Genomic DNA, 15,151 nt, shown 5'->3' with positions numbered 1-15,151 from the left:
CGGCCGCTCGGCCTGCCGGACGCGCGGGGAGCCGGACGCGCGGGCAGCCGGACGCGCGGGCAGCCGGACGCGCGGGGAGCCGGGCGTCCAGCTGCTCGGGCAGCCGGATGTTCGGGCGCTCGTTCGATGTGCCGGGGCAGAGTGGCACGGCCGGGCGTCGATGTCAGTGGGCAGTCGGGGCGCCGGTCGGTTCCGGCCAGGAAATGGCCAACTCCCGCCCACCCGGCGCCACAGGGCCACCCGCGTCACATGGTCAGCACCACACCCACGTACGAGACGCCTGCCACCACCACCCATGCCGCGAGACCCAGCACCGCGGCCCGTCCGCCGGTCCGGGCCAGCGTCGGCAGGTGTACCGCGCTCCCGAGCCCGAACAGGGCCGCCGCCAGCAGCGCCTCCTGCGCGGTGTGCGCCCATTCCAGGGCCGCGTCGGGCAGTACCCCGGTGGTGCGCAGGGCGGCGGCGGCCAGGAACCCGGCCACGAACAGCGGGACGGGAACGGGCCGGCGCCCCGAGGCCGTACGGACCCCGCGCCGCCGGGCCCGTACGGAGAAGGCGACCGCCGCCACCAGCGGGGCGAGCAGCGCCACCCGCATCAGCTTCACCAGCACGGCTTCGCCGAGCGCACCGGGGCCCGCGGTCTGGGCGGTCGCGACCACCTGGCCGACGTCGTGGACGCTCGCGCCCACCCAGTGCCCGAAGGCCAGGTCGGAGAGGGCCAGCGGCCCCTGGAGGAGCGGGAGTACGGCGATGGCCAGGGTTCCGCACAAGGTCACCAGCGCCACCGAGGCGGCCACGTCCTCCTCGTCGCTCCCGGAGACCTCGCTCACCGCACCGATCGCCGAGGCCCCGCAGATCGAGTAGCCGGTGGCGATCAGCAGGGGCTGGTCGCCGGGGAGACCGAGCCGTCGGCCGAGCCAGAGGGTGCCGAAGAAGGTGGCCGCGACCACCGCCACCACCATCGCCACCGTCGCCCAGCCCAGCCGGAGCACCTGGTCCAGCCCCAGGCCGAGACCCAGCAGGACGATCCCGATCCGCATCAGCCGCCGGCCCGCCAGGGAGAGACCGGGGCGTGCGGTGCCGCGGACGAACACCCGCAGGCGCGGGAGGTGCGCCGCCGCGATGCCCAGCACCACCGACGCCGTCAGCACGGGAACGGCGGGCACGAGCCGGTGCACGCACCACGCCGTGAGGGCCCCGGCGACGGCGAGGCCGAGTCCGGGCCATGAGGTCGCTGTTTCACGTGAAACATGCCGGGTGTCCGCCGTCCGCTGGACAGGACGGTTCAGCAGGGCCATCAGTCGGTCGGGAGGGTGTAGACGCGGCGGACGCTGCTGCCGAGGCGGGCGATGTCGGCGCCGTAGACGTGGAGGGATATCGCCGTCGTACGACAGGAGTTGCGGACCTTGTGGATGTCACCGGGGGGAGCGAACCCGCAGACGTCTCCGGGCCCGTTGACCACCTCTTCGGTCGCCACCAGCCGGGCCCCGGCCGCCGCCGTGGCCGGGGCCAGCCGGTAACGGAGTTCGCTCTCCTCGCCCTCGTGCACCCCGGCCACGCACCACGAGACGTGGTCGTGGATGGCGGTCTCCTGACCGGGCAGCCAGACGAGCGCGACCACCGAGAAGCTGCCGTCCGGCTCCGCGTGCAGGATGTGCTGCCGGTACCGGTCGAGGTGGCTCTCGCGCTGCTCGGGCGTGAGCAGATCGGGCGTCCCCAGGTGCGGGGCGACGCGCTCCCCGACGAGGTAGGCGGTCAGGTCGGGGGCCAGCCCCCGGTCCACGACCGAACGGATCTCACTGACGAGGGCGGCCATCCTCGTGGTGGTACGGGCCGGTGTGGTGGTGGTCATACGGGCAGCGTCGGGGCAGCCCATCCATCACGTCCAACGACAGTTTTGACCCGAAATCCCAAGTACCGCTTATGGAAAGCCCGGGAAGGGCCGGAAGCGGCCCGTCCCGGAGTGCGTCCGGAAGTGCGGTCAGGAGCGTGCCCGGAACCCGTCCGGAAAGGCGCCCGGAACGCGTCCGGGTCAGCAGCCGACCCGGTTCGACGCCACCTGTCTCAGCGAGTCGAGCACCGCGGCCGTCGCCGGTATCCGCAGATGGTCGCGGTACACGTAGGCGGCGATGTGGCGGCGCGCGACGGGCTGGAGCGCCCGCCCGCAGACCCGGCTCAAGGAGAGCGAGGGCAGTACCAGCGCGGGCATCATCGCGACGCCGAGCCCCTGCCCGACCAGGCTCTGCACCACCAGGTTGTCGTCGGTGGCGAACCGGATGTCGGGGACGAAGCCCAGCTCGGCGCACTCGTGCAGGAGGTTCGCCCGGCAGCGCGGGCAGCCCGCGATCCACCGTTCCTCGGAGAGGTCGGCCAGGTTCACGGCCCGGCGCCTGGCCAGCGCGTGACCGGTGGGGAGGAGAACCGTCAGCTGGTCCTCCAACAGCCTGACCTCGGCGACCTCCTCCGGGACCTCCTCGTGCAGCCCGGGATAGGTGAAGGCCAGGGTGATGTCGCACTCCCCGCGCTCCAGCCGGTGCAGCGACTCCGGGGGCTCCCCCTCCAGCAGTTCGACCTGGATGCCCGGGTGGTCCTTGGCCAGGCTGCTCAGGGCCTCCGGGACCAGGGTGGCGTTGGCGCTGGGGAAGCCGCACAGCCGGACCCGGCCGGTGCGCAGGCGTGCGTACGCCTTCAGCTGGGCCTCGGCGGCGGAGAGGCTGCCGAGGATGGCCTCGGCGTGCCGGGAGAGGGACTCGCCGGCCTCGGTGAGCTGCATCCTGCGGCCCACGCGGGTGAAGAGCGGTGTGCCCACGGCACGTTCGAGCGCCTTCATCTGCTGGGTGATGGCGGGCTGGGTGTAGCCGAGGACACGGGCCGCCGCGGAGTACGAACCGCAGGCGACCACTTCATGAAACGTCCGTATGTGCCGGGAATCGAACACGAGCGAAGCATAAGCGGACGTTGGGGAGGGGCCGTAGCCGGATTCCCGCCTACGGCCCCTCCCCATCGAGCCACCCGCCCCTCCGGGCGGCCCCGCACCGCCGCGCTCCCCGGCCTTCGGCCCGCCGCCCGCGGCTTCCCTCACGTCACCGGCCGCACGTCACCTGCTGGGTGTCAGCTACTGGGTGTCACCAGTCGCGCGGCGCCTGCTCGATGTCACCTGCCGCGTGTCACTTGTCGCCGACCCGCGAGCCGAGCGTGATGTCGACCGTGGTGGGCTTGCCGCCGCGCAGGTAGGTCAGCTTCACGGTGTCACCCGGCTTGTACGTCCAGATCTCGCTGATCAGGGTCGGGCCGCTGTCGATCGGCTTGCCGCCGAGCTCGGTGATGACGTCACCGGGCTTGAGTCCCGCCTTGCCCGCCGGACCGTTCGGGTCGACCAGCTCGTTCGCGGAGGCGCCCTGTTCGGAGATCTTGGCGCCGTCGACCTTGGACTGGAGGTCCACGGAGACCGAGATGACCGGGTAGACCGGCTGGCCCGTCTTGATCAGCGACTCGGCGACGTTCTTCGCCTGGTTGATCGGGATGGCGAAGCCCAGGCCGATCGAACCGGCCTGGCCGCCGCCGAAGCTGCCGTTGCCGGCCGACTGGATCGCGGAGTTGATGCCGATCACCGCGCCCCGGCCGTCGAGCAGGGGGCCGCCGGAGTTGCCCGGGTTGATCGAGGCGTCCGTCTGGAGGGCGCTCATGTACGAGTTCTTGCCGCTGGACCCGTCACCGGAGGCCACCGGGCGGTTCTTGGCGCTGACGATGCCGGTGGTGACCGTGTTGGACAGGCCGAAGGGGGCACCGATCGCGATGGTCGAGTCCCCGACCGCCACCTTGTCGGAGTCCCCGAGCGGCAGCGGCTTGAGACCGGACGGCGGGTTCTTCAGCTTGAGCACGGCGACGTCGTAGCCCTGGGCCCGGCCGACCACCTCGGCCGGGTACTTCTTGCCGTCCGAGAAGGTCGCGGTGAGCTTGCCGCCGTTCGCGGCGGAGGCCACGACGTGGTTGTTGGTGAGGATGTGGCCCTGCTGGTCGTAGACGAAGCCGGTGCCGGTGCCGGCCTCGCCGTCACCGGCCGACGCCTCGATGGTGACCACGCTGGGCAGCGCCCCCGCGGCGAGGCCCGCGATGGAGCCGGCCTCGCGCTTGAGGTCCTTGGGGGTGCTGGCGGTGATCGTGGTCGACCCGGTGCCGTTCCGGCTGCGTTCGGCGGCCCAGTAGCCGACCCCACCGCCGACACCGCCCACCAGGAGCGCCGCCACCAGCACGCTCGCGACGAGGCCCCCCTTGCCCTTGCGCTTGGGCGGCGGGGTGCCGTCCGGGGCCGGGGGAGCGCCCCAGCCACCGCCGCCGTGACCGTCGCCCGCGCCGTACGCCGGGATCGTGGGCGGAGGCGGCGGCCAGCCCTCGGCCCCGTACCCGGCCGGAGCCGGGGGCTGGGCCGGGGCGGCGTCGTACGGGCCGGGAGGGGCCTGCGCGGAGGCCGGGGCCGGGGCGGGCGGGAGCTGCTGGGTCGGCTCGGTGCCGGGCGCGTGGGCCGGGACAGCGGGCGCGGGCGGTGCGTCGGCGGGCGGTGCGTCGGCGGGCTGCGGGACCGGGCCGGGCGCCGGCGCCCGCGTCTCGGAGGCCGGAGCAGGGGGTACGGACGGGGCCGCGGGGGGTGTCGGGGCCGCGGTGCCCTCGTTCTCGGTGCTCACAGCGCTCTCTCCTCGTCACACACGGCTGCAGAAGTCTCTGGCGATAGGCAATATCGGTCCGACTGAACGTTCGACGTGCCGTACAAGTTCCTGGGCGAAGCCTTTCCCATCACCCGTCAGAGCACTGTAAGCCGGACCTGTGCATCTCCCCCCATTCTTTATATCCGACATTTCGACCTGGCTCGCAGGACCCGGCCCGACACCCCGCACCTCTCGGTGGCACCATGACCCGGTGACCCACGCAACGCCGCGCCCCATCCAGGTCGTCGCCCACCGCGGCGCCTCGGAGGATGCCCCCGAGCACACCCTGGCCGCCTACCGCAAGGCCATCGAGGACGGCGCCGACGGCCTCGAATGCGATGTCCGGCTCACCGCCGACGGCCATCTGGTCCTGGTCCACGACCGCCGGGTGAACCGCACCTCCAACGGCCGCGGCGCCGTCTCCGCCCTGGAGCTGGCCGATCTCGCCGCCCTCGACTTCGGCTCCTGGAAGGACCGCGAGGAGTCCCCGGACTGGGACGCCGACCCCGAGCGGACCTCCGTGCTCACGCTGGAACGGCTGCTGGAACTGGTCTCCGACGCCGGACGCCCGGTACAGCTCGCCATCGAGACGAAGCACCCGACCCGCTGGGCCGGACAGGTGGAGGAGCGGCTCCTCTTCCTCCTCAAGCGCTTCGGCCTGGACGCCCCGCCCGCCACCGGCCCGCACCCGGTCCGGGTCATGAGCTTCTCCGCGCGCTCCCTGCACCGGGTGCGGGCCGCCGCGCCGACGCTCCCGACCGTGTACCTGATGCAGTTCATCTCGCCCCGGATGCGGGACGGGCGGCTCCCGGCCGGGGTGCGGATCGCCGGGCCGGGGATGCGGATCGTGCGCAGCCATCCCGGTTTCGTCCGAAAGCTCCACGCCGCGGGGCACGCCGTACACGTGTGGACCGTGAACGAACCCGAGGATGTTCAGCTCTGCGCTGATCTGGGTGTAGAAGCGATCATTACGAACAGGCCCCGTCAGGTTCTGTCACAGCTGGGGCGCTGACGTCCCCTTTTGCCCGCCCGTCACGGGCGCCCCGCCCGTGACGGGGTGTGCCCCGGCGCATCCGCTCCGCATCCGGCCGTCCGGAATGCGACACGCGTACGTCACCGGGCTCCGCCACGGCGGTTTCCGGTCCAGTCCAATGGGGCATCCAGACCATGCGTGGGGCTAAGGAGGTTCCGGGGGTGGCGTTGATGGTGGCACAGGAAGTGCCCACGTCGTCGTGCATGGACGTACGCCATGGTCCTGCGGGCGTGGGCGAGGCGAGGCGCCGCATGCGTGAGCAATTGCGCATCGGCGGAGTGTCCGAACCGGTCGTGGACGATGCCGTACTGATCCTTTCCGAACTGCTCAGCAATGCCTGCCGCCATGGCAGGCCCCTGGGCGCGCGGGAGGTCGGCGACGGGGAGATCCGCGCCGCGTGGCGCGTCGACGGAGCGGGGCGGCTGACGGTCGAGGTCACGGACGGGGGAGGCCCCACCAGGCCGGTCCCGTCGACCCCTTCGGTCACCGCGCACGGGGGCCGGGGGCTGAACATCATCAGCGCCCTGGCCCAGGACTGGGGCGTCCGGGACGGAGCGGAGGGCGAGGTCACCGTGTGGGTGATCGTGGCTGCGGGGCACCGTCACGAGGATTTCGCTACGCGCGTCACATCACCGGCGATCGGCTTCGGCAGCGCCTTCGGCGGCCTCCGGCACTGACCGCCGGGCGGGCGGAGCGGTGGCCGTCCGGCAAGCCCGCCGGTCGTGTTCCGGGGCCGGGGCCTGCTCCGGGGCCGGTTCCCCGCGCCTCACCGCCGCGTCCGGTGAGGTGAGGCGGACGCGGCGGCCCGGACAGCCGGACAGCCCTTAGGCTCGCGCCCAGAGAACACGCCGTACCGCCGCAACCGGGAGACACCCACGATGGCCAAGAAGCGCCCCGCAGCGAAGACTGCAAAGCCGCAGCTCAACAACGGGGAGATCCCGGTGGTGGGCGCCCGCGAGCCCTGTCCCTGCGGGTCCGGGCGCCGCTACAAGGCATGCCACGGCGCAGCCGCCGCGCACGCGGTCACCGAGCACGTGCGGCGGCCGTTCGAGGGGCTGCCCGGCGAGGGCGACTGGGTGGCGCTGCGCGAGCTCGTGCCCGCCGCGACCGTTCCCCTCACCCTCAAGGGCGGCCTGCCCGAGGGCGTTCCGTCCGTCACGCTGGTGACCGTGCTGCCCATGGCCTGGCCGGCGCTGCGCCGCGAGGACGGCTCGGTCCTGCTCGGCCTCCAGAACGACTCCACCACCGGGGACCTCGGCCGCGACATGGCCGACACCCTGGAGCGTGCCCTCGTAGCGGACCCGGGTACTCCGGTCGCGGCGCGCCGGGTTCCGGCCGAGGGCACCCGCCTCCAGGACCTCCTCGACCCCGACGGCGTTTTCGAGCCGGTTGTGCACAGTGGCTTCGAATTCTGGATTCCGGATTCGGAGAGTGCCCAGAGCGCCTCCCCCGAGATCGCCGCCTCGCTGGAACGCGCCAACGAGGCCGCGATCCCGACCGTCAAGCTGACCGGCGTGGACGCCGCCTACTGGTGCGAGACCCCGGAGAAGAACCACCTGCGGTGGGTCATGCCGCACGCAGAGGAGAAGCTGCTCGACGCCCTCGCGCGGCTGCACGCGGCCGGCACGTCCTCCCTCGGCGAGGGCACCCGGCTGGTCGGTTCCTTCCGCGCGCACGGCCTGATGGTCCCCGTCTGGGACCTCCCCACCGGGGTCACGGCGGACGACGTGGAGAAGCCCGCGGCCGAGTTCGCGGAGCGGCTCGCCGAGGCCCTGGCCGCGGACTCCCCGCTGACCACGGAGGAGCGCCGGGCACGCGGCGGACTCACCAACCGTCAGGTCACTCTCAGCTGACCCGCACACACGCGCGGGTCCGGTGACGGGAGTCACAACTCCCGCTAATCGCCTGCAAATCGGTGTCTGAATATCAGAGATCGAATTTGCGAACAGGCGATCTCTTGTTACCGTTCTGGTAGCCCGGTCGCTGGTGCATCCCCCGTCGCCAGCGACCGGGCGCTTCAATTTCCTACACCGTTCAACGGTCGTTCGGTCCGGTCGAGTTGCTCCCGGACCTCAAGAGCAACTTCCCGGCGTCCGGAACTGCAAACTCCGCGACGTCCCATCGGCGTCGGCACAGCGTCCAGGGCGTGGCCACCGGTGTTGCTTCAGTAACTCCCGCCCCAGGAAAGACCCTCACCGACCAGAACACGGGCCTGCGCCCGCACCGCCCGCGACGAAGGCAGCGCGGGGCCGTACCGGCGATCCGTACGGGGCCGCCCGGACAGGCCGGGCCCGGCCGCCCCCGCACCCGTCGGCGCCCCGGACGGAGGTGACGCATGCGGGGGATGACGTGCGCAAAGAGTCCGGAAGTCCGGGCGAGGAGAGCGGCCCGACGCTTTTTCCGTCATCCTGACCGGCGGAATCCGGTCCGCCGATCGCTCCCGTGAGCGGGAGCGACAAGATGATCAACACACCGGTGCCGATACCGATCGGACGGGGATTCATTCGCCGAAGATAGCGGCGCGGGAATGGGGTCCGGAGATCCCCTCACCCAATTCCCAGGAAACTCTCCGCGCCCGCACCCGTACGAGTGATCCGTCACCACCGGGGGCCTCAGTACGCGAGGCGGCTGCCGCCGCCGGGCGCTCCGGTGCTCGCCTCGACCAGCGCGTCCACGACCGCTTCGACCTCGGGCAGCCAGGGGCCCGCCGCCCCGTCGGCCACCGGCTCCCGCTCCCAGCGCACCTGCCCGCCGCCGGACGCGGCGGAGGGCGGCAGCAGCAAGTAGCCGCCCTCGCCGTGGAAGCGCAGCGAGGAGGGCACCTGGTCCTTGGCGTAGAGGAGTTCGCCGAGCCGCTCCAGCGAGTACGGCTCCACCAGCAGTGACCACCGGGTGGGCGTGGCCACGACGGGGCCGAGCCGCAGGCCCTGCGCCTCCAGCCGGACGACGGCCCGCGCGGCGGCGGTGGCCGGCAGGCTGACCGCGCAGGGCGCGGCCCCGCCCGTGGCCAGCAGCAGGGGGGCGGTGGGCCGGTTGGTCCACCACCAGGTCACCATCCGGGGGTCGGTGGTGGCCGCGAGCAGCCCCGGGTCGCAGGGATGGGCGCCGGGGACGACGCAGTCGGGGTCGGGGCAGGCGCACCGCGAACCGTCCGTACCGGACCGGCCGACGCCGGGCAGTACGGGCCACCGCCATACGGTGGCGCCGGTGAGCGCCGCGTCCAGGAGGGACGGCGGGCCGCTCCGTCCCGGGGCGGGGCGCAGGGAGTGCAAGCGATCGCGGAACCGCTGGAGACGCCTTCCGAGGATCTCGCGCATGAGCGCTCGTTCCTTTCCGTTGAACGCCGAAGGGCCACATCACACCATGTGAGTGGTGTCTCACCACACGTACACGTTTCGCGTCACTGTCTGCTGGGAGCAGGTTCACACGGTTCGTGCAGTTTTCTTACGGGTTCGTCGAACGTCCGGCGGGGCGGAACGCGGCCCGTACCGGCATCGCGCCCGACCGCTGCCGCCGCCATCGAGGACGACGCCGTCGCACCGGACGGTTCCCGGCGGGCGCCGTGGCGGCTCCCGCGAGCGCCGGAGGCGTCAACTTCACCTCGGGCACTGCCGATTACGTACCCGAACCCCCTCCGGCACCCGCCCAGTCGACCGCAAAAACCATTCGCTTCGGGCTTTTTCCGGCCAAGTTCTAGCCTTGGCCGGACCGTGAGTTGCCACCTCGTGGACACCAGGATTCCCACCTGGGCAATGCTGGACATCGCTCCGTGTCTGCGTGTAGATGTGGGTCTCTTGATGGCGGCGCAGCACGATCTGGGGGTTTGCGATGCTATGTGGCGAATCGCACCAGGTGGAAAGGCGGACGCCATGAGCGCCCCGCATCTGCCGAAAGTGGCTGGAATCGATCCAGCAGTTACCACGTCACCGCACACTGTGGCGCCCACACCCGTACACACCACCCCTGCCCCGGTCCCTCCGCCCGGGCCGGGCTCCCTCATCCAGGACCGGCTCGCGGGCATGGTCTCGGACCTCACCACGCTCCACGAACTCACCGAGCGCCTGACCCGCGCCCGGGACCTCGACTCCTCCCTCCACGAGTTCCTCCGCGCCGGAGCCGCCCTGGTCGGCGCCCGCCGGGGCCTGGTCGTCCTGGAACCCTCCGACGGGCTCGGCCCCACCGTCACGACCGGCCTCGGCCTCAGCCGGGCCGACCTCGGCCACATCGAGACCGTCCCGCGCGGCGCGACCGCCCACGGCCGCATCCTCGACGGACACCCCGGCGCCCACGGCGGCTCCGAGGTGCTCCCCGAACCCGGCCCGGCCACTGCCACTGCCACTGCCACTGCCAGCACGGTGACGACCGGCTTCACCACCCCCGCCACCCCCGCTACCGGCGCCCCCGGCCCGGCCGATCCGCGCCACCGCGAGGTCGCCGCCCGCCTCGGCTACACCGCCAGCTACACCCTGCCCCTGACCGCCCAGAGCACCGGCCGGCTCGGCGCGGCCGTCTGGCTCTACGACGAACGGACCGGGCCCGGCGACCGCCGCCGCGACCTCGCCGGGCTCTACGTCCGGCACGCCGCCGAACACCTGGCCCGGATGCTGGAGGTGGAACGCGCCCGCGCGAGCCTGGCCACCTTCGCCGAGGAACTGCTGCCCAGCAGGCTGCCCCGGCTCCCCGGGGTCCGCCTCGCCGCCCGCCACCGCACCGGACCGCGCGGCGGGGGCGACTGGTACGACGCCCTGCCCCTGCCCGAAGGGGCGCTCGGCCTGGCCGTCGGCTCCGTCACCGGCTCCGGACCCGGCGCCGTCGCCGCGATGGGCCGGCTGCGGGCCTCCCTGCGCGCGTACGCCGTCATGGAGGGCGAGGACCCCGTCGCGGTCCTGTCCGACCTGGAACTGCTGCTGCGCCTGACCGAACCCGCCCGCTCGGCGACCGCGCTCTTCGCCTACTGCGAGCCCGCCCAGCGCAAGATCGTCCTGGCGGGCGCCGGACACACCCCGCCCCTGCTCATCGGCGAGCGCCGCACCGAGTACGTGGAGACCTCGCTCTCCGCACCCCTGGGGATGCTGTCCTGCTGGGAGGCGCCGAGCGTGGAGTTCGAACCCGCACCCGGAGAAACGGTGCTGCTCTACACGGACGGGCTGCTGCGCCGCACCGGCGACCCGATGGACCTGGCCTACGCCCGGCTGCACGCGGCGGCCTCGGGGGTTCCCCGGACCGCCCGGGACGACCCGGCGGCCCTCTGCGACCACATCCTGCGGACCGTCCTGCCCGCGGAGACCACCGAGGAGGGCGGCGCCGAGGGCGGTCCCCCGGACACGGTGGAGGACGTGGTGCTGCTCGCCGTCCGTTTCGACTGAACCGGGGCCATCAGGGCCGACCAGGGCATTTGTGCGATATGGCACACAGCTCTCCGGTCGCCTTCCCCTCACCCATACGATGGACGGGGTCCACACCCGGTCCGTGTCCGTAGTAGCTGAGGAGAAGACGTGGCTGACGAGCTCACCCCGGAGACCCCGGAAGAAGAGCAGCCCCAGAAGACGCACAAGCCGCGCAAGAACGGGCTGTACCCGGGCGTCAGCGACGAGCTCGCCGAGAGCATGCGCACCGGCTGGGCCGACACCGAGCTGCACGGCCTGGAGCCGATCCCCCAGGCCGCGCACACCGCCACCCGCCGCGCCGCGCTGTCCGCGCGCTTCCCCGGCGAGCGGCTCGTCGTCCCCGCGGGCCGCCTGAAGACCCGCTCGAACGACACCGAGTACCCCTTCCGCGCCTCGACCGAGTACGCCTACCTCACCGGCGACCAGACCGAGAACGGCGTCCTGGTCCTGGAGCCCGCCGCGGCGGGCGGCCACACCGCCGCCGTCTACCTGCTGCCCCGCTCCGACCGCGAGAACGGCGAGTTCTGGCTCTCCGGCCAGGGCGAGCTGTGGGTGGGCCGCCGCCACTCCCTCACCGAGGCCGAGCAGCTCCTGGGCATCCCCGCCAAGGACGTCCGCGAACTCCCCGAGGCCCTCACCGAGGCCACCGGCCCGGTCCGCGTCGTCCGCGGCCACGACGCCGTCATCGAGAAGGCCCTGACCGACAAGGTCACCGCCGAGCGCGACGAGGAAGTGCGCGTCTACCTCTCCGAGGCCCGCGCGGTGAAGGACGACTTCGAGATCGGCGAACTCCAGAAGGCCGTCGACTCCACCGTCCGCGGCTTCGAGGACGTCGTGAAGGTCCTCGACAAGGCCGAGGCCACGTCCGAGCGCTACATCGAGGGCACCTTCTTCCTGCGCGCCCGCGTCGAGGGCAACGACATCGGCTACGGCTCCATCTGCGCCGCCGGCCCGCACGCCTGCACCCTGCACTGGGTCCGCAACGACGGCGACGTCCGCTCCGGCGACCTGCTGCTGCTCGACGCCGGCGTGGAGACCCACTCCCTCTACACCGCGGACGTCACGCGCACCCTGCCGATCAACGGCACGTACACCGACATCCAGCGCAAGATCTACGACGCGGTGCACGCCTCCCAGGAAGCCGGCATCGCCGCCGTCAGGCCGGGCGCGAAGTTCCGCGACTTCCACGACGCCTCCCAGCGAGTCCTGGCCGAGAAGCTCGTCGAGTGGGGCCTCCTGGAGGGCCCGGTCGAGCGCGTCCTGGAACTCGGCCTCCAGCGCCGCTGGACCCTGCACGGCACCGGCCACATGCTCGGCATGGACGTCCACGACTGCGCCGCCGCGCGCACCGAGGCGTACGTCGACGGCACACTGGAGCCCGGCATGTGCCTCACCGTCGAGCCCGGCCTGTACTTCCAGGCCGACGACCTGACCGTGCCCGAGGAGTACCGCGGCATCGGCGTCCGGATCGAGGACGACATCCTCGTCACCGAGGACGGCAACCGGAACCTGTCGGCCGCTCTGCCCCGCGCCTCGGACGAGGTCGAGGCCTGGATGGCACGCCTCAAGGGCTGACACCACCGCGAAGGGCCGACACCGCCACGCCCGGACGAACCCGTCCCGGACGCCGCCCGGCCGCTCCTTCGGCCCGGGCCCCGTTTCCGGCCCCGTTTTCCGCCGCCGGTGGGCGGGATCTCGTACGAGGTCCCGCCCACCGGCGCGTCCGGCCGGTCACGAGACCTTCAGCAGCGCCCCGTCACGCCACTTCAGCGTCTTGTCGAAGCTCACCACGGCGCCCCGGCCCGGCCGGTTGCGGAACCGGACGTGGTCGGCGAGTTCCTCGATCAGGTGCAGCCCCCGGCCGTGCTCGGCCAGGGAGGGTCTGTGGCGGGCCACCGTCGCGGGCGGGAACCCCGGACCCGAGTCGGTCACCTCGATCCGGCAGCGGTCCCCGTCCAGGTAGGCCGTGACGCGGTACGCCTCGCTCCGGCCCGGTCCACCGCCGCCACCGCCGTGCTCCACCGCGTTCGCGCACGCCTCGCTCAGCGCCACCGACAGGTCGAAGGAGATGTCCGGGTCCACCCCCACGGTCTCCATCGTCCCCAGCAGCAGTCGCCTGGCGAGCGGCACGCTCGCGGCTTCGCGCCTCAAGTGGAGAGACCACCAGATGCTCATACGGGTACCTATTGCCGCCCATGGCGGACCGTAAGCCCCGGGCGTCCGTCGGAGCCCTCATTCGGCCGATACGGCTCTTCGGAACATCCCCGGCCCGGCCACCGGACCCCGCCGCCCCCGAAGAGGACCGAAAAGACCCCCGTACCTGCCGTGGGCAAGGCACAGGGGCAGTGCGATGATGGCCCGGCCATGACTGCCCCCCACGCGACGCAGGCCGGAACCGGCCTGCGGCTGATCCGGGCCGCGGTGTTCACCGCGGTCTGTGTCGTGCTGTCCGCGGCCGGGCACGCCCTGGCATCCTGTGCCACCGTGCCCTGGTGGTCCCTCGGCCTCGGCTTCCTCGCCGTCTTCGCCGTCGCCGCCCCGCTCGCCGGACGCCCGCGCACCCTGCCCGGCATCGGCGCCGGGCTCACCGCCGGGCAGCTCGCACTGCACGCGCTGTTCGGCCTCGGCCAGCACGGCGCCACGGCCACCGCCCGGGCGTCCGCCGAGTCGGACGCCTCGCTCGCCGCACTCGCCGCCCGGCTGGTGTGCGGGGGCAACTCCGTACCGCTCAGCCCGGCCGACGCCCGGCAGATCCTGGAGAACGTCGGCCTGGACCCGGCCGCCCTGGCCGCACAGGCCACGGCGCAGGCCCACAGCGCCCACGCGCACATGTACCCGGCCCCCGCCGGGGAACCCGCGACCGGGCTGTTCAGCCCGCCCATGCTCCTCGGCCACCTGCTGGCCGCACTGGCCGCCGGCTGGCTCCTGGGCCGCGGCGACGCCGCGCTCTTCCGGCTCCTCGAACTGTCCCGGCTCGGCACCGAGGCCACCCCCGTACGCGCGCTGCGCACCGCGCTGGCCCTCGTACGCACCCTCGGCACCGGCGTCTCCGGCACGCCCGTCGGCGCCCCGCAGACGCCCCGGACCGCCGCGGACCCCGCCGCCTCCACCGGCCGGGAGACCCTCCAGCACACGGTGATCAGACGCGGGCCGCCCATGCTCCTCGCCCTCGCAGCCTGACGCGGCACCCTCACACCCGGAGCACACGGTGGGAGCACCGGTGCCGCGATCCTCCGCGTGCGCCCGTGCGCGGAGCCGTCGTCACCACCGCTTCCGTGGAGTGTTTCCGCCATGAAGACCTCGCGCCTCCCCCTCGCCGCCGCCCTTGCCGCCGCAACCGTCCTCGTCCTCTCCGCACCCGCCTTCGCCCACGTCAGCGTGCAGCCCGGCGAGGCCACCAAGGGCGGCTACGCGACGATCAGCTTCAAGGTCCCCAACGAGCGCGACAACGCCTCGACCACGCGGCTCGAAGTCAGCTTCCCCACCGACCAGCCGCTCACCTCCGTCATGCCGCAGGACGTGCCCGGCTGGACCGTGACCGTCGAGAAGAGCAAGCTCGACAAGCCGCTGACCGTGCACGGCAAGCAGATCAACGAAGCCGTCACCAAGGTCACCTGGTCCGGCGGCAAGATCGAACCCGGCAAGTTCCAGCAGTTCCCGCTCTCCGTGGGCAAGCTGCCGGAGACCGCCGACCAGATGGTCTTCAAGGCGATCCAGACGTACGACAACAACGAGGTCGTCCGCTGGATCGAGGAGACCAAGGAAGGCGCGGAAGAACCGCAGAGCCCGGCGCCCGTCCTGAAGCTGACCGCCGCCAAGGGCGACGACCAGCACGGCGCCGGAGCCAAGGCCGAGGGGACCACGGCCCACGGGGCCGAGCACACCGACGAGGCCGCCGCGAGCAGCTCCGACACGACCGCGCGCGCCCTCGGCATCACCGGCATCGTCATCGGCCTCGGCGGCGTCGCCTTCGGCGTCGTCTCCCGCCGCCGCTCCGCCTGACCCACCGCGACCCTTACGGCACCACG

12 protein-coding genes and 1 pseudogene are annotated in these 15,151 nt (G+C 72.8%); 7 read left to right on the top strand and 6 right to left on the bottom strand.

Annotation, left to right across the window (positions count from 1 at the left end; translation table 11 throughout):
• Positions 1 to 245: 245 nt before the first annotated feature.
• The 4 genes from ACIA5F_RS01545 to ACIA5F_RS01530 all read right to left on the bottom strand — a co-directional run bounded on the left by ACIA5F_RS01545 (position 246) and on the right by ACIA5F_RS01530 (position 4,682).
• Entirely contained in the window at positions 246 to 1,298 is a 1,053-nt protein-coding gene (locus ACIA5F_RS01545; protein WP_399347921.1) for a YeiH family protein, read from the bottom strand.
• Positions 1,298 to 1,852, bottom strand: coding sequence for a cysteine dioxygenase (locus tag ACIA5F_RS01540; RefSeq protein WP_399347920.1), 555 nt, complete (start codon positions 1,850 to 1,852; stop codon positions 1,298 to 1,300). Before ACIA5F_RS01540 ends, ACIA5F_RS01545 begins: the two co-directional genes overlap by 1 nt.
• Positions 1,853 to 2,032: 180 nt before the next feature.
• A complete protein-coding gene (locus ACIA5F_RS01535; protein WP_399347918.1) occupies positions 2,033 to 2,938 on the bottom strand; it encodes a LysR substrate-binding domain-containing protein in 906 nt (301 codons plus the stop codon).
• 229 nt (positions 2,939 to 3,167) lie between these two features.
• Entirely contained in the window at positions 3,168 to 4,682 is a 1,515-nt protein-coding gene (locus ACIA5F_RS01530) for a S1C family serine protease (RefSeq protein ID WP_399347916.1), read from the bottom strand.
• Between the two features lie 232 nt (positions 4,683 to 4,914).
• Between ACIA5F_RS01530 and ACIA5F_RS01525 the strand changes: the two genes are divergently transcribed.
• The 3 genes and pseudogenes from ACIA5F_RS01525 (at position 4,915) to ACIA5F_RS01515 (ending at position 7,589) form a co-directional block, all read left to right on the top strand.
• A complete protein-coding gene (locus tag ACIA5F_RS01525; protein ID WP_399347914.1) occupies positions 4,915 to 5,715 on the top strand; it encodes a glycerophosphodiester phosphodiesterase in 801 nt (266 codons plus the stop codon).
• Between the two features lie 45 nt (positions 5,716 to 5,760).
• Positions 5,761 to 6,413, top strand: a pseudogene (locus ACIA5F_RS01520) (ATP-binding protein).
• Positions 6,414 to 6,614: 201 nt separating this feature from the next.
• On the top strand, positions 6,615 to 7,589 hold the full coding sequence (locus tag ACIA5F_RS01515; protein WP_399347912.1) for a DUF5926 family protein: 975 nt from the start codon (positions 6,615 to 6,617) through the stop codon (positions 7,587 to 7,589).
• A 759-nt stretch (positions 7,590 to 8,348) separates the two neighbouring features.
• Here the strand turns inward: ACIA5F_RS01515 and ACIA5F_RS01510 are convergent.
• Complete coding sequence (locus ACIA5F_RS01510; RefSeq protein WP_399347910.1) at positions 8,349 to 9,053, bottom strand: bifunctional DNA primase/polymerase; 705 nt, start codon at positions 9,051 to 9,053, stop codon at positions 8,349 to 8,351.
• 435 nt (positions 9,054 to 9,488) lie between these two features.
• On the opposite strand from ACIA5F_RS01510, the gene ACIA5F_RS01505 reads away from it, so the two are divergent.
• Together ACIA5F_RS01505 and ACIA5F_RS01500 are read left to right on the top strand one after the other, a co-directional pair.
• On the top strand, positions 9,489 to 11,102 hold the full coding sequence (locus ACIA5F_RS01505; protein ID WP_399347908.1) for a PP2C family protein-serine/threonine phosphatase: 1,614 nt from the start codon (positions 9,489 to 9,491) through the stop codon (positions 11,100 to 11,102).
• 129 nt (positions 11,103 to 11,231) lie between these two features.
• Positions 11,232 to 12,698, top strand: a complete 1,467-nt coding sequence (locus ACIA5F_RS01500; RefSeq protein WP_399347906.1) for an aminopeptidase P family protein — start codon at positions 11,232 to 11,234, stop codon at positions 12,696 to 12,698.
• A 156-nt stretch (positions 12,699 to 12,854) separates the two neighbouring features.
• Here the strand turns inward: ACIA5F_RS01500 and ACIA5F_RS01495 are convergent, their stop codons facing one another.
• Positions 12,855 to 13,298, bottom strand: coding sequence for an ATP-binding protein (locus tag ACIA5F_RS01495; protein ID WP_399347904.1), 444 nt, complete (start codon positions 13,296 to 13,298; stop codon positions 12,855 to 12,857).
• A gap of 189 nt (positions 13,299 to 13,487) precedes the next feature.
• Here ACIA5F_RS01495 and ACIA5F_RS01490 point away from each other — a divergent pair, with 189 nt between their 5' ends.
• Together ACIA5F_RS01490 and ACIA5F_RS01485 are read left to right on the top strand one after the other, a co-directional pair.
• Positions 13,488 to 14,303 carry a hypothetical protein gene (locus tag ACIA5F_RS01490; RefSeq protein ID WP_399347902.1) on the top strand — a complete coding sequence of 272 codons (816 nt, stop codon included), beginning with the start codon at positions 13,488 to 13,490 and terminating at the stop codon, positions 14,301 to 14,303.
• 111 nt (positions 14,304 to 14,414) lie between these two features.
• On the top strand, positions 14,415 to 15,125 hold the full coding sequence (locus ACIA5F_RS01485) for a YcnI family protein (protein ID WP_399347901.1): 711 nt from the start codon (positions 14,415 to 14,417) through the stop codon (positions 15,123 to 15,125).
• The last annotated feature ends 26 nt before the right edge of the window (positions 15,126 to 15,151 follow it).

The sequence above is a fragment of the Streptomyces sp. NPDC051567 genome (assembly GCF_044454165.1).
Taxonomy (GTDB): Bacteria; Actinomycetota; Actinomycetes; order Streptomycetales; family Streptomycetaceae; genus Streptomyces.
This window is presented reverse-complemented; position numbering and strand designations above follow the sequence as displayed.